General features: G+C 66.5%; 13 protein-coding genes. 12 read left to right on the forward strand and 1 reads right to left on the reverse strand.

Features of this window, described 5'->3' with window-relative positions; translation table 11 throughout:
* The first annotated feature begins 116 nt into the window (after positions 1 to 116).
* From tig to clpX, 4 genes are all read left to right on the forward strand, one after another.
* Positions 117 to 1,544, forward strand: coding sequence for a trigger factor (gene tig, locus QSJ59_RS11345; protein ID WP_285759269.1), 1,428 nt, complete (start codon positions 117 to 119; stop codon positions 1,542 to 1,544).
* Positions 1,545 to 1,794: 250 nt separating this feature from the next.
* Positions 1,795 to 2,397, forward strand: coding sequence for a ClpP family protease (locus tag QSJ59_RS11350; protein WP_285759271.1), 603 nt, complete (start codon positions 1,795 to 1,797; stop codon positions 2,395 to 2,397).
* A 54-nt stretch (positions 2,398 to 2,451) separates the two neighbouring features.
* Entirely contained in the window at positions 2,452 to 3,111 is a 660-nt protein-coding gene (locus QSJ59_RS11355) for an ATP-dependent Clp protease proteolytic subunit (protein ID WP_285759272.1), read from the forward strand.
* Positions 3,112 to 3,406: 295 nt separating this feature from the next.
* Positions 3,407 to 4,681 carry an ATP-dependent Clp protease ATP-binding subunit ClpX gene (gene clpX / locus QSJ59_RS11360; RefSeq protein WP_285759273.1) on the forward strand — a complete coding sequence of 425 codons (1,275 nt, stop codon included), beginning with the start codon at positions 3,407 to 3,409 and terminating at the stop codon, positions 4,679 to 4,681.
* 181 nt (positions 4,682 to 4,862) lie between these two features.
* Here the strand turns inward: clpX and QSJ59_RS11365 are convergent, their stop codons facing one another.
* Entirely contained in the window at positions 4,863 to 5,561 is a 699-nt protein-coding gene (locus tag QSJ59_RS11365) for a DUF305 domain-containing protein (RefSeq protein WP_285759274.1), read from the reverse strand.
* A gap of 230 nt (positions 5,562 to 5,791) precedes the next feature.
* On the opposite strand from QSJ59_RS11365, the gene QSJ59_RS11370 reads away from it, so the two are divergent.
* From QSJ59_RS11370 to mrdA, 8 genes are all read left to right on the forward strand, one after another.
* The gene (locus QSJ59_RS11370; protein ID WP_285759275.1) at positions 5,792 to 7,228 is read left to right on the forward strand and encodes an LVIVD repeat-containing protein; all 1,437 of its coding nucleotides are present in this window, start codon (positions 5,792 to 5,794) and stop codon (positions 7,226 to 7,228) included.
* A gap of 161 nt (positions 7,229 to 7,389) precedes the next feature.
* Positions 7,390 to 8,724, forward strand: a complete 1,335-nt coding sequence (locus QSJ59_RS11375) for a bifunctional folylpolyglutamate synthase/dihydrofolate synthase (protein ID WP_432707473.1) — start codon at positions 7,390 to 7,392, stop codon at positions 8,722 to 8,724.
* Positions 8,725 to 8,726: 2 nt separating this feature from the next.
* Complete coding sequence (locus QSJ59_RS11380) at positions 8,727 to 9,086, forward strand: DUF4233 domain-containing protein (RefSeq protein WP_285759278.1); 360 nt, start codon at positions 8,727 to 8,729, stop codon at positions 9,084 to 9,086.
* 162 nt (positions 9,087 to 9,248) lie between these two features.
* Positions 9,249 to 9,656: a nucleoside-diphosphate kinase gene (gene ndk, locus QSJ59_RS11385; RefSeq protein WP_285759279.1), complete on the forward strand. Its 408-nt coding sequence runs from the start codon at positions 9,249 to 9,251 to the stop codon at positions 9,654 to 9,656.
* Positions 9,657 to 9,879: 223 nt separating this feature from the next.
* Positions 9,880 to 10,914, forward strand: coding sequence for a rod shape-determining protein (locus QSJ59_RS11390; protein WP_285759281.1), 1,035 nt, complete (start codon positions 9,880 to 9,882; stop codon positions 10,912 to 10,914).
* Between the two features lie 2 nt (positions 10,915 to 10,916).
* Entirely contained in the window at positions 10,917 to 11,813 is an 897-nt protein-coding gene (gene mreC / locus QSJ59_RS11395) for a rod shape-determining protein MreC (RefSeq protein WP_285759282.1), read from the forward strand.
* The gene (mreD, locus tag QSJ59_RS11400) at positions 11,810 to 12,358 is read left to right on the forward strand and encodes a rod shape-determining protein MreD (protein WP_285759283.1); all 549 of its coding nucleotides are present in this window, start codon (positions 11,810 to 11,812) and stop codon (positions 12,356 to 12,358) included. Before mreC ends, mreD begins: the two co-directional genes overlap by 4 nt.
* On the forward strand, positions 12,355 to 14,532 hold the full coding sequence (mrdA, locus tag QSJ59_RS11405) for a penicillin-binding protein 2 (protein ID WP_285759284.1): 2,178 nt from the start codon (positions 12,355 to 12,357) through the stop codon (positions 14,530 to 14,532). The genes mreD and mrdA overlap by 4 nt, the downstream gene beginning before the upstream one ends.
* Positions 14,533 to 14,550 lie beyond the last annotated feature (18 nt).

The raw sequence follows: 14,550 nt of genomic DNA on the forward strand, positions 1-14,550 counted from the left end.
GACGCCCCCGCCGGTCGGCGCCGCGCCGGACACCGCTTCGTCGCGTTGTGTCGATTCAGCCGTGCCACCCGCCGGGTCGTACCGGAAAACAGCCGGAAACCTAGGAGTACCGCCCCGTGAAGACCGATGTCGAGGAGCTGAGCCCGACCCGGGTCAAGCTGACCATCGAAGTTCCTTTCGAGGAGCTCGAGCACGCCTTCGACGTGACATACAAGTCGCTCGCCAAGCAGGTCCGGATCAAGGGCTTCCGCCCCGGTAAGGCGCCGGCCCGGCTCATCGACCGCTACGTCGGCCGCGGCGCGGTGATCAGCGAAGCGGTCAACCACGCGGTTCCCGAGCTCTACAACGAAGCCGTCCAGAAGGAAGACGTCTTCGCACTGGGCCAGCCCGACGTGGAGATCACCAAGCTGGAGGACGGCGACCAGCTGTCCTTTACCGCAGAGGTCGACGTCCGTCCCAAGTTCGAGGTCTCCGACTACGAGGGCCTCGAGGTCACCGTCGACGACGCCGAGGTCACCGACGAGCAGGTCGACGAGCAGCTGGACAGCCTGCGCCAGCGCTTCGCCACCCTGACCGGGGCCGAGCGTCCCGCGCAGGACGGCGACCACGTCTCCATCGACCTCTCCGCCGCCATCGACGGTGAGAAGCTCGACGACGTCCAGGCCAGCGGGATCTCTTACGAGATCGGCACCAACACCATGCTTGAGGGTCTCGACGAGGCGCTCATCGGCCTGGAGGCCGGTGGCACCACCACCTTCTCCACCAAGCTGGTCGGCGGTGACTACGAGGGCAAGGACGCCGACGTCACCGTCACCCTGCACAGTGTGAAGGTCAAGGAGCTCCCGGAGCTCGACGACGAGTTCGCTCAGCTCGCCAGCGAGTTCGACACCATCGAGGAGCTGCGCGCCGACGCCGTCACGCGCCTCGGGGAGTCCCGCCGCTACCAGCAGCTCGCCCAGGCCCGCGACCGCGCCCTGGACAAGCTCGTCGAATCCGTGGACATCCCGCTCCCCGAGAGCGTGATCACCGAGGAGATCGACCGCCGCCGCCAGAGTCTGGAGCAGCAGCTTTCCCAGAGCGGGCTGACCAAGGACGCCTACTTCGAGGCCCAGGGCCAGACGGAGGAGGAGTTCGAGGCCGAGCTCACCAAGGGCGCCAACAGTGCTGTCAAGGCCGGATTCGTCCTGGACCAGCTGGCCCTCCAGGAGGAGCTGGCCGCTGACAACGACGAGCTGAGCCAGTACGTCGTCGACCAGGCCCAGCGCATGGGGGTCTCGCCCGACCAGCTCGCCCAGCACCTCGTGCAGTCGAACCAGATCCGGGTCGCCTACACCGAGGTCGTGCGCGCCAAGGCCATGAACCTGGTCGTGGCCAAGGCCAAGGTCACCGACGAGTCAGGCAACGTTGTTGCCCAGGACACCGTCGAGACCGCCGACGAGGAGACCGAGACGATCACCGTCGAGGCCACTGAGGTCGAGGCCGCCGAGGCCACCGAGGCCACTGCCGCGGAGGCGGACGACACGGAGAAGGCGGACAAGGCATAGCCGCTGTCCCACTCGGGATCCAATAGCACACGGGCTCCGCGCCCCGGTCTGACATCGACCGGGGCGCGGGGCCCGCGCGCGTTTCGCCGGGCGCTTAACACCCAGGTCGCCGCGGGGCTCACCTGCGCTCAAAGCGAACAGGGCCGTGAACGGTGCGAGCTGGACGGTCAGGCGCGTTAGTGTCGCAAGCGTCGCAACCGTTTCGATTCCGGAGCAGGTGACGAGAGTGCCGCCGACCGAAAATGAGTCCATGCGAATCGATGCCCGTACGGCAGAGTCGCCCGTTCCCTCGATGTTCGATCAAACGTCGCAGCGTCTGCTGCGTCAGCGCATCGTCGTCCTCGGCCAACAGGTCGATGACGACATCGCAAATCGCATCGTGGGCGAGCTACTGCTGCTGTCTGCCGAGGACCGCCAGCGAGACATCACGCTTTACATCAACTCGCCCGGCGGTTCAGTGACCGCAGGCATGGCGATCTACGACGTCATGCAGTACATCCCCAACGACGTTCGTACCGTCGGCATGGGCCTGGCCGCTTCCATGGGTCAGATGCTGTTGTGCTCCGGTGCGCCGGGCAAGCGCTATGCGCTGCCGCACACCCGGGTCATGATGCACCAGCCCTCGGGCGGGATCGGTGGTACTGCCTCCGACATCCGCATCCTGGCCGACCAGCTGATCTACGTGAAGAAGATGTTCCTGGAGCGCATCTCGATGCACACCGGTCAGACGGTGGAGCAGATCGAGAAGGACGCAGACCGGGACCGCTGGTTCACCGCCGAGGAAGCCCGTCAGTACGGCTTCATCGACGAGGTGCTGTCGGACACCCTCGACGTCACGGGCAGCGGGGCATAACACGCCCCACCCATCAGCCCCTTTGTGGACAGGCGCAGTGTGGAAGGCCAGGTAATGACCGAGTACGACATCAGCCCTTACGGCGCTGGGATGGCCCCGGCGGCTCCGCAGAGTCGCTACGTCCTCCCCTCATACGTCGAGCGCACGACGTATGGCGTCAAGGAGATGAACCCCTACAACAAGCTGTTCGAAGAGCGGATCATCTTCGTCGGCGTCCAGATCGACGACACCTCGGCGAATGACATCATCGCGCAGCTGATGACGCTGGAGCACATCGACGGCGATCGTGACATCCAGATGTACATCAACTCGCCCGGGGGGTCGTTCACCTCGCTGATGGCGATCTACGACACCATGCAGTTCGTGCGCCCCGACATCCAGACGGTGTGCGTGGGGCAGGCCGCCTCCGCCGCAGCCGTTCTGCTCGCCGGCGGAACAAAGGGCAAGCGCACCGCGCTGCCCAACGCGCGGATCATGATCCACCAGCCGGCCACCGAGGGGTCGCACGGCCAGGCCAGCGACATCGAGATCATGGCCAACGAGATCATGCGCATTCGGACCCAGCTGGAGACCACGCTGGCGCGCCACACCGGGCGCAGCGTCGAGCAGGTCTCCCGCGACATCGAGCGCGACAAAATCCTCACCGCGGAGGAAGCAAAGGAGTACGGCATCATCGACGACGTACTCCCTTACCGCAAGGGCTCGTTGAAGTAGGCTCTGGCCTACGACCAGGTGTGATGAGAAGATGGGCCGGTCGAGCCCGTGCGGTGCGACCGTGCGAGGTGAAGCCGGCCCGCTTCTTCGCTTAGGCTCGTGTGAACGACGCACAGACCACACCGTTAATCGCCGGGTGCCGAGCGCTTATCCTGAAAATCGGTAGCCTGCTCGTAACACGGGCTCGCCGGCCGTCTCGTCAGAATCACGCCGGAAGCCCGCTGGGATGTTCCAGCCCCGTTTGGGTGGGGATGGACCGCGAGACGGGGTGGCCTACGTTTTAAGGAGTAGCTGGGTGGCACGCATCGGCGACGGTGGAGACCTGCTGAAGTGCTCGTTCTGCGGCAAGAGCCAGAAGCAGGTGAAGAAGCTCATCGCGGGCCCCGGTGTGTACATCTGCGATGAATGCATTGACCTGTGCAACGAGATCATCGAGGAAGAGCTCGCGGATGCTACCGAGCTCAAGTGGGACAGCCTGCCGAAGCCGCGCGAGATCTACGAGTTTCTCGACTCCTACGTGATCGGTCAGGAGCAGGCCAAGAAGGCCCTGTCGGTCGCGGTCTACAACCACTACAAGCGGGTGCAGTCCGAGGGCGATCGCCCTCGTGACGAGGACATCGAGATCGCCAAGTCCAACATTCTGCTCCTGGGACCCACCGGTTCCGGCAAGACCCTGCTGGCCCAGACTCTGGCCAAGATTCTCAACGTCCCCTTCGCCATCGCCGACGCCACCGCCTTGACCGAGGCCGGCTACGTGGGCGAGGACGTCGAGAACATTCTGCTCAAGCTGATCCAGGCCGCCGACTACGACGTCAAGAAGGCCGAGACCGGCATCATCTACATCGATGAGGTCGACAAGGTCGCGCGCAAGAGCGAGAACCCCTCGATCACCCGGGACGTCTCGGGCGAGGGTGTGCAGCAGGCGCTGCTGAAGATACTGGAGGGAACCACGGCGAGCGTGCCCCCGCAGGGCGGCCGCAAGCACCCGCACCAGGAGTTCATCCAGATCGACACCACGAACGTGCTGTTCATCTGTGGAGGGGCGTTCGCGGGTCTGGAGAACCTTATCGAGGCACGCGTGGGCAAGCAGGGCATGGGCTTCAACGCCATCCTGCGCTCCAAGCAGGAGATGGAGTCCAGCGACCGCTTCGGCGAGATCATGCCCGAGGACCTGCTCAAGTTCGGGATGATCCCGGAGTTCGTCGGTCGTCTCCCGGTCATCACCAGCGTGCACAACCTCGATCGCGCCGCGCTGATCCAGATCCTCACCGAGCCGCGCAACGCGTTGGTCAAGCAGTACCAGCGGTTGTTCGAGCTCGACAACGTGGAGCTGGAGTTCAGCCCGGACGCCCTCGACGCCATTGCCGAGCAGGCCATCATCCGCGCCACCGGTGCGCGTGGCCTGCGCGCCATCATCGAGGAGGTCCTGCTCTCGGTGATGTACGAGGTGCCCAGCAGGGAGGACGTCGCGCAGGTGATCATCACCCGTGAGGCCGTCATGGAGCACGTCTACCCGACGATTGTGCCGCGTGCGCAGATCGCCGACGAGCGGGAGGAGAAGAGCGCCTAGCGCCTCTTCGCCCCGTGGGGAGTCCGCCGGACGAACCGGCGGCGCTCCCCACGTGTTTTCCCGTCTCCGGTGTCGCGGTGGTCGCGGGACATGACCGCGGCGGTCCGTTCTGCACCGGAGGAACAAAAAGCGGCCACCGGACCGGTCGCCGCTGACGGCTTGTGTGCGGGGGCGCCGCTCCTCAGTTCTGGAGGGCCGACTCCAGACGTTCGATCTCCAGGCTCTGGTCGGTGATGAGATCGTTGGCCATCTGAAGAACCTGGGAGTGCCGGCCGTCGATCATCGCGTCTTCGGCCATGGTGATTCCGCCCTCGTGGTGAGTCACCATCAGTTTCACGAACAGTTCGTCGAACGCTGCGCCCGACGCGGACTCCAGCTCCGCCATCTGCTCGGGAGTGGCCATGCCGGGCATGTCCGAATGATCGGTGTCCAGTTCCACGCAGCCGGCCTCGTCGCCGTGGTGGTCGCCGCCGAGCCCGCAGTAGTTCTGGTGCGCCGGGTTCCGACGGGCCGGCTGGTAGACGTTGACGTCCAGCCATTCCTCCATGATGGTCAACTCACCCTGCTGGGCGACGTCGATCCGGTCCGACAGCGCACGGATCTTCGCGTTCTCCACCCGGTCGGGCACCAGGTCGGCCATCTCCACCGCCTGCTCGTGGTGCATGATCATCTTGACCATGTAGGTGACGTCGGCCTCGTTGTGCCCGTTGCCGTCCTGGGCCGCGGCCAACTGCTCCTCGGTGGCGGGGGAGGCGGACTCGCCCGGCGCGCCCGGGGCCAGGACCGGCGGTGCGTCAGCGGCTGTTCCACCGTTTGTGCAGGCAACACAGGACAGCCCTAGTACCGCCGCGCCTATCGCGGCCGTCAGCCCTCGTCGCACCGGTTGCTCCTCGTCGCCAGTTCAACTGCCTTGTTGCGGACTGTCTACGCAAGACCCTGCTTCTTGTCCAGTGTGTGATTGGGATAAAGAAAATTTTACGGCGTGTGGTCATCCCATGACCTGCGGCAACTACGTTCTGTCATTTTTGTGCGATTTCAGTCATCTATTCACGGCAGGTGCCCGTTGGCTATCTTTGCGCTAATTTCGGCGTGCGTTGAACAGGAGTCATCATGCCGGTGTCCCCCAAACCGTCCACGAGACGGCCCGCGCGATTTCGGGTCGGAGCGCTGGCCGGGGTCGCTGCTCTCGCCCTTGCCGGGGCCCTCGTTCCGGCAACGGCCTCAGCAAGCCCCGAACCCCCGATCGCTGAGATCGTGACCAGCGACAATGTTGAGCACATCGCCAACATCCCCAAGACCCAGGCGCTGACCAACAACAACAGCGACCTCGCGTTCACCGGTGACTACGCCATCGGCGGCAACTACGACGGCTTCACCATCTACGACATCAGCGAGCCCGAAAGCCCGGTCATCGTGACCCAGGTTCTGTGCCAGGGCGGCCAGGGCGACGTGTCGGTCAGTGGCGACCTGCTCTACTTCTCCGTCGACTATCCCCGCGCCGACGAGAACTGTGGCAGCCCTGCCGTGGGAGTGGACGACCCCAACGGGTTCGAGGGAATCCGTATCTTCGACATCGCCGACAAGGCCAACCCCGAGTACGTGGCCGCCGTGCGCACCGACTGCGGCTCGCACACCAACACGCTGGTCCCGAGCAAGGACGGCACGACCGACTACGTCTACGTCTCCTCCTACTCGCCCTCCGCGCGCTTCCCCAACTGCCAGCCGCCGCACGACAAGATCTCCGTCATCGAGGTCCCGGTGGACAACCCGAGTGCGGCGGCCGTCGTCAACGAGCCCGTCCTGTTCCCCGACGGCGGCAACCCCGGTGGCACCGCCCCCAACGGCAACCGGGTCTCGGCCACGACCGGCTGCCACGACATCACCGCCTTCGTCGAGCTGAACATCGCTGCCGGGGCCTGCATGGGCGACGGCATCATCCTCAACATCGCCGACCCCGCGAACCCCACGGTCGTCGAGCGGATCCGCGACGACGAGAACTTCGCCTTCTGGCACTCCGCGACCTTCAGCAACGACGGCAAGAAGGTCCTCTTCACCGACGAACTCGGTGGAGGCGGCGCGGCCACCTGCCTGGAAAGCGTCGGCGACACCCACGGGGCCAACGGTTTCTACCGCCTCAACGGTCACATCAACGACCACGGCAAGGGCGACATCCGCCTCAAGTTCGACGGGTACTTCAAGATCCCGCGTCACCAGGAGCCCAACCAGAACTGCGTCGCCCACAACGGCTCGCTGATCCCGGTCAAGGGCAAGGACTTCTTCGTGCAGTCCTGGTACCAGGGCGGCGTGTCGATCATCGACTTCAACAACCCCCGCAAGGCCACCGAGATCGGGTTCTTCGAGCGCAACCCGCTCACCAACCAGTCACTGGGCAGCGGAACCTGGTCGGCCTACTACTACAACGGCTACATCTACTCCAACGACATGGGGCAGGGTTTCGACGTGCTCAAGGTCGACGACCCGCGTCTCAACGGGGCGGAGGCCGTCACCCACGACGAGTTCAACCCCCAGAACCAGACGAAGTACTAAATCGGCGCCCGGTCCGGCCCTCGCTGTCGGGGCGACCACCGCTGACCAGGCCCCGTCCCAGGCGCAATGCGCCAGGGGCGGGGCCTGCCCGCGTGGCGCGGGGCAGAGCACCTAGACTCGGGGCTGCATCCGCACCCACCGTGACCTTGAAGAAGCCAGTGATCTCAAGCCCTGAATACCGCGCCGCCGAAGCCGCGATCCTGGACCGCGCCGGCGAGTCGATCATCCATCCGACCCTGGAACGCATCACCGCGCTCATGGACCTGCTGGGCCAGCCGCAGCGCAACTACCGTGCCGTGCACGTGACCGGTACCAACGGCAAGACCTCAACCGCGAGGATGATCGACGGGCTGTTGCGTGAGCGCCGGCTGCGCGTCGGACGCTTCACCAGCCCGCACCTGACCAGCATGCGCGAACGCATCGTCATCGACGGCGAACCCATCTCCGAGGAAGGGTTCGTGGCCGTCTTCGACGACGTCATGCCCTATGTCGAGATGGTCGACGCTGCCCATGACGTGCGAATGTCCTTCTTCGAGGTGCTGGTGGGCATGGCCTACGCGGCTTTCGCGGACGCCCCGGTGGACGTCGCTGTCGTCGAGGTCGGCATGGGGGGAGCATGGGACGCCACCAACGTCATCCAGGCCGACGTCGCCGTGATCACGCCCATCTCCATCGACCACGCCTCCTACCTCGGTGACACCGTCGCCGACATCGCCGTCGAGAAGGCGGGGATCATCAAGGCCGACTCGGTCGCGGTCCTGGCCCAGCAGCCGGTCGAGGCAGCGGAAGTGCTGCTGCGCCACGCCGCTGAGGTCGGTGCCCAGGTCGCCCGCGAAGGACTGGAGTTCGGGGTCGCCCACCGCGACATCGCGGTGGGCGGTCAGCAGCTTTCCCTGAAGGGCCTGCGTGCCGGATACGAAGGGATCTTCCTTCCTCTGTTCGGTGCCTATCAGGCAGGCAACGCCGCCGTCGCGGTAGCCGCGGTGGAGGCGTTCGCGGCCCCCGCCGAGGGCGACGACAGTCTCGACCCCGACCTGGTCCGCACCGCCCTGGCGTCCGTGTCCTCACCGGGGCGGATGGAGGTTGTGCGACGCAGTCCCACGATCCTGGTGGATGCGGCGCACAATCCTGCCGGGATGGCCGCCACCGCCGAAACGCTCACCGAGGCGTTCTCCTTCAGCCGGCTCGTGGGCGTGCTGGCCATCGTGGCCGACAAGGACGCCGAGGGCATTCTGGAACCCCTGGAGCCGCTGCTGGCCGAGGTCGTGATCACCCGGAACTCCTCCGAGCGCAGTATGGAGCCTGCTCGGCTCCTCGCCTTGGCCGAGGAGGTCTTCGGGCCCGACCGGGTCCACCTGGCCGAGCGGCTGGACGACGCGATCGACCAGGCCGTCGCCCTTGCGGAAGAGACCGGTGAGCTCAGCGGCGCGGGTGTGCTCGTCACCGGTTCGGTCATCACGGCGGGCGACGCCACCCACCTGTTGAAGAGGGACTGACCGTGCGAACGATCTGTGCTGTTCTCCTTGTTTTCGAGGCAATCGTCCTGGGTCTGGCCATCCCGGTCGCCATTCAGCTGGGCGGCCTCTCCCCGGGTTTCGCCGGAGGGGTGTGGGGCGGCCTCGCGCTGGCGGCTCTGGTGCTGGCCGCTCTGCAACGGATGCGCTGGGCGTTCTATCTGGCGTGCGTGCTCCAGGTCGCGATGGTGGTCAGTAGTTTCGCGGTTCCGGGGTTGCCCTTCGCAGGGCTGGTCTTCGCGGCCCTGTGGATCGCCGGAGTCGTTCTCGGACGCAGGACCGATGCGATGAAGGCCGAGTACGAGAGGGCCCGTGCCGAGTACGAGGCATCCCAGGACGTCTGACCCGGAAGGGCTGCCACCTGGTCGATGTCCCGATTCGGCCGGGCAGGGGGAGGCGAACCGGTAGGGTTGCGCACGGCCAAAGGTAAAAACCTCCCCATCCCGGTGGGGTGCAAACCGGCGGCGAATTTTCGAACAGTGCAATATGCCGAGGAGAGAATCACCGTGGAGCGCACCCTTGTCCTGATCAAGCCCGATGGAGTGCGACGCAACATCATCGGCGACGTCATCTCCCGCATCGAGCGCAAGGGACTCAAGATCGTCGCGCTGGAGCTGCGCACCCTGGACGCCGACACCGCGAAGACGCACTACGAGGAGCACGCGGCCCGTCCCTTCTTCCCCTCCCTGGTCGAGTTCATCACCGGTGGCCCGCTCGTGGCGATGGTCGTCGAGGGCGAGCGCTCCGTCGAGGCGTTCCGCGCGCTGGCGGGGGCGACCGACCCGGTCGCGGCCAGTCCCGGCACCATCCGCGGCGACTTCGCCCTGGAGGTTCAGGCCAACATCGTGCACGGCTCGGACTCCACCTACTCCGCGGAGCGCGAGATCAAGCTTTTCTTCCCCGACCTGGGGTAGTACCACTCTTCAGCAGGGTCAGGCGAGATTCGGACGGTTAGCCGGCTGGGTCACGCCTGGCCCTTTTCGCGTTCTCTGTGCTGTAAAGATCGGCGCGTTTGTGTAATCATGCGACTCCCTAGCGTTACGATACGAGTATTCCGATCCCCATTCGCGACGGATCAGAGCTGTATCAACCGTCTCGGGTGAGCCGCATCCCTTTTGGCGCCGCTGAGGACGTTTCATGACCAATAACCTTGCTTTTCTCGGCCGGGACATGGCGGTTGATCTCGGTACCGCCAACACCCTGGTGTACGTCCGCGGCCGGGGCATCGTCCTCAACGAACCCTCGGTGGTGGCACTCAACACCTCCACCGGCAGGATCGTCGCTGTCGGCACCGACGCCAAGCAGATGATCGGACGCACACCGGGCAACATCACCGCGGTGCGTCCCCTCAAGGACGGTGTGATCGCGGATTTCGAGATCACCGAGCGTATGCTGCGCTACTTCATCCAGAAGATCCATCGCCGCCGCCACTTCGCCAAGCCGCGCATCATCGTCGCAGTACCCAGCGGCATCACCTCGGTGGAACACCGAGCGGTGAAGGAGGCGGGATACCAGGCCGGCGCGCGCCGCGTCTTCATCATCGAAGAACCGATGGCCGCAGCCATCGGGGCCGGCCTCCCGGTCCACGAGCCCACCGGCAACATGATCGTCGACATCGGGGGCGGCACCACCGAGGTCGCGGTGATCTCCATGGGGGGCATCGTCATCTCCCAGTCCATCCGGGTGGGCGGTGACGAGCTCGACGAAGCCATCATGACCTTCATCAAGAAGGAGCACTCCCTGATGGTGGGGGAGCGCACCGCCGAGGAGCTCAAGGTCGCCATCGGTTCGGCTTACCCCGACGGCGGCGAGGAGCTGTACGCAGAGGTCCGTGGCCGCGACCTGATCAGCGGCCTGCCCAAGACCATCGTCATCAGCGCCACCGACGTCAGAGAGGCCATCGAGGAGCCCGTCACCGCCATCATCGACGCGGTGCGCACCACACTCGACAAGTGTCCGCCCGAACTCTCCGGCGACATCATGGACCGCGGCATCGCCGTGGCCGGCGGCGGCGCACTGTTGAGGGGCCTCGACGAGCGGCTGCGCCACGAGACGGGAATGCCCATCCACGTAGCGGAGAACGCACTGGACTCCGTGGCCCTGGGCTCGGGTACCTGCGTGGAGAACTACGAACGCCTGAACCAGGTACTGGTCCCGGAACGGCGGCGTTGACGGTGCGCCACGACAGTCCGCGGGCGCGGACACTCCTGGCGATCCTGCTCGCGGTCTGTCTGGCCCTCCTCGTCCTGGACTCCCGTGCCGGGGACAATCCGGTGGGAGTCGGTGCGCGCGCAGCCGGTGCGATCGCCTTCGGTCCGCTGTCGAGCGCGGTGGCGACCGTCGCGGAGCCCCTGAGTAGCTTCTACACCACGCTGACGAGGGCTCCGGGCGCGGCCAGGCACATCGAGGACCTGGAGCGGCGCAATGCCGACCTCGCCGCCGAGGTGGAGGCCCTACAGGCCGACGGGGTCCGATCCGCGGAACTGGCCGACCTGTTCACCCTGTCCGGACTGGGGGGCTACGAGATCGTGCCCGCCCAGGCCGTGACCCGGGCCACCGGTCAGGGGTACTCCCAGACCATCACGCTGGACGTGGGGGAGCGCGACGGCGTGGCCGCCGACATGACGGTGATCAACGGAGAGGGCCTCGTGGGGCGGGTCATGGACGTCACCTCCCGTACGAGCACGGTCCTGCTCCTGACCGACAGTTCTGCCTCGGTGGGCGCTCGAATGGCCGGTTCCAAGGAGATCGGAGTGGTCAGCGGCTCCTCGCACGCCATTACCGAGGACGCACCGCTGAACTTCGAGCTCCTGGACGCCACCGCCACCGTCAAAACCGGCGATCGCGTTGTCACGCTGGGCTCCCACGACGGCGCACCCTTCGTTCCGGGGGTGCCCGTGGGCAAGGTCCGAAGCGTCGAGGATACGCCCGGTGCGCTCAGTCGTACCGCGCTGGTCACCCCGTTCGTTGACGTCAGCCGGCTCGACGTCGTCGGCGTGGTGGTGGCCGCACCCGAGACCGATCCGCGTGACTCCGTGCTCCCCGACGATCCCAGCAAAGGCGACAAATGAACAGAGGACTCCTGGCCGGGCTTCTGGTCGCGGCCGCAGTGATCGTGCAGATCACCGTCGTCAACCGGCTCCCGATGCCCTGGGGTGTCGCTCCCGACCTGGTGGTGCTGACCGTCGTCGCGGTCGCGTTGCGCACCTCCGCCGTCGCCGGCGCCCTCTCCGGTTTCGTCGCGGGCCTCGCCGTTGACGTCGCCCCGCCGGCCGATCACGAGCTCGGTCGCTACGCCCTGGTCCTCTGTCTCGCCGGCTACCTGGTCGGCCTGCTGCGCGAACCGCTGTCGAGTTCCTGGCGGTGGCCCTACGGAGTCGCCGCCGCGGCGATCACCGGAGTCTCGTTGGGATACGCCCTCGTGGGGGTGGTGCTGGGCGACCCGCGCATCAGCCTCGCCGCGGTCGCCTCGATCCTTCCCGTCTCCGTGATCATGACCATGATCGTCTCGCCGCTGGTGATCGCCCCGGTCTCGTGGGTGATGCGAAGCCTCGTCCCCGATGATCTCATCACGGTGGGAGACGTCTCCTGGGCGAGCGGGAGGAACCGGTTGTGAACCTGCCACCTGTCACCGGACCCGGCCGGGGGCACCGGCCCGGCCGGATCGGACTGTTCATCGCCCAGGCGCTCTCCCTGGCGCTGCTGTTGGTCCTCGCGGGGCGGCTCTGGTACCTCCAGGTCCCCAGGGGCGAGCACTACCAGAGCCTTGCCGCGGCCAACCGGACCCAGGACCTCGTCATTCCGGCCACCCGCGGTCAGATCCTGGACTCCAACGGGCGCCCGCTGGTGCGCAATCACACCGAGCTCATCGTCTCGGCCGACTTCCATGCCCTGGCCGAGGAGAAGGACGGCGGTGACGCCGTACTCGCCCGTCTCGCCGATGTCTTGGACACGCCTTTCGAGGAGTTGCGCCAGCGGATGCGGTTGTGCGGCCCTGAGGTCAGCCGCCCCTGCTGGCCGGGGTCGCCCTATCAGCCGATCACACTGGCCGAGGGTATCGAACCCCGGATGGCGTTGCAGATCATGGAGCGCAAGGAAGAGTTCCCCGGGATCTCCGCGCAACAGCACGCCGTGCGCGAGTACCCGCAGAAGGAGAGCGCCGCCCAGGTGCTCGGCTACCTCCAGCCGGTCACTCAGGAGGAGCTGGAGGCGCGCGAGACGCTGCGTACCCAGTTCAGCGGGGTCGACCAGGTCGGACGCGACGGCCTGGAGTTCGTCTACGACGATCAGTTGCGCGGTACCGCGGGAGTACGGAAGCTGGCCGTGGACAGCCGGGGCAACGTCACCGGGGTCGTCGAGGAGGTCGTACCGAAGCCGGGTATGCACCTGGTCACCGGTATCGACGCCACCGTGCAGCAGGCCGTCGAACAGGCACTGAGCAAGGGCATCGAGCGTTCCAAGGGCGCAGGGTACCCGGCGGACGCAGCGGCGGGGGTCGTCCTGGACGTGCGTACCGGCCGGTTGATCGCTATGGCGAGCGTTCCCACCTACGACCCCAGTGTGTGGGACGGCGGCATCGATCAGAGCACCTACGAGAAGCTGCTGTCGGAGAAGGCCGGCCAGCCGCTCATCTCCCGGGCGCTTCAGGGGCAGTTTCCGCCTGCCTCCGCTTTCAAGGTCTCCTCGCTGTCGGCGGCCGTGGAGAACGGCGCCAAGCTCACGGACAACTACGACTGCCCGGGGTCCATGAACGTGGGGAACCGGGAGTTCCGCAACTACGAGAGCGGTGCGTACGGTTCGCTCAGCCTGCACCGCGCCATCGTGGTCTCCTGCAACACCGTCTTCTACAAGTTCGCCTACGACCAGTGGCTCGCCGACGGCGGTACCAATCCGGTGGGCGACCCCAAGGACCCCATGGTCGACATGGCCCGGGGGTTCGGCTTCGGCCGCGCCACGGGAATCGACCTGCCCAACGAGGTCACCGGGCGTATCCCCGACCGGCAGTGGAAGAAGGACTACTGGAAGGCGACCAGGAACGATTCCTGCAAGCGGGCGAAGTCGGGCTACCCCGAGCAGGACGATCCGCAGCATGCCGCCTACCTCAAGGCGGTGGCCACGGAGAACTGCACCGAGGGCTACACATGGCGCGCCGGCGACGCGGCGAACTTCGCGATCGGCCAGGGCGACGTCCTGGCCACCCCGCTGCAGATGGCCGTCGCCTACGCGGCGATCGCCAACGGGGGCACCCTGTACGAGCCGCGGGTCGCGAAAGCGCTCATCTCGGCGGACGGCAAACAGGTCCAGGAAGTTCCTCCGGTGGAGGCGGGCGAACTGCCCGTCTCCGACACGACCCTCGCCTATCTGCGCAACGCGTTGGCCGATGTGCCCAAGGAGGGGACGGCCGCGGGTGCGTTCGGCGGGTTCCCCCAGGACAAGGTGGCCATCGCGGGAAAGACCGGGTCGGCGACCGTCGTCGGCCAACGGGAATCGGCCTGGTTCGCCTCCTACGCGCCTGCCGACGATCCGCGCTTCGCGGTCGTGGTGTTCATCTCCCAGGGCGGGACCGGGGGCAGCGCGGCGGCTCCGGTCGCACGTGAGATCTACGAGGCGATCTACGGGTTCGGCCCGGAGCCGGTGGACCCGGCCAAGACCGAGGTGGACATCAAGTCCGACGAGCAGGACGAACGCGACGGGGCGGAGCAGAAGCAGCCCAAGCCCGCGCTCCCCGGCGGCGAGCCGCCGTCCGGCCTGCCCACCGTCCGGCCGGACGGCACCGTCCAGGCGCCCTGACCCCGATCACGATGCTAG

The organism is Nocardiopsis ansamitocini (genome assembly GCF_030268225.1).
Taxonomy (GTDB): Bacteria; Actinomycetota; Actinomycetes; order Streptosporangiales; family Streptosporangiaceae; genus Nocardiopsis_D; species Nocardiopsis_D ansamitocini.

What these genes read in the sequence shown, in the direction of transcription:
- QSJ59_RS11350 (WP_285759271.1), top strand. Translation starts at nt 1,795, where the DNA reads ATGCGAATCGATGCCCGTACGGCAGAGTCGCCCGTTCCCTCGATGTTC.
- QSJ59_RS11355 (WP_285759272.1), top strand. Translation starts at nt 2,452, where the DNA reads ATGACCGAGTACGACATCAGCCCTTACGGCGCTGGGATGGCCCCGGCG.
- QSJ59_RS11370 (WP_285759275.1), top strand. Translation starts at nt 5,792, where the DNA reads ATGCCGGTGTCCCCCAAACCGTCCACGAGACGGCCCGCGCGATTTCGG.
- QSJ59_RS11390 (WP_285759281.1), top strand. Translation starts at nt 9,880, where the DNA reads ATGACCAATAACCTTGCTTTTCTCGGCCGGGACATGGCGGTTGATCTC.
- mreD (WP_285759283.1), top strand. Translation starts at nt 11,810, where the DNA reads ATGAACAGAGGACTCCTGGCCGGGCTTCTGGTCGCGGCCGCAGTGATC.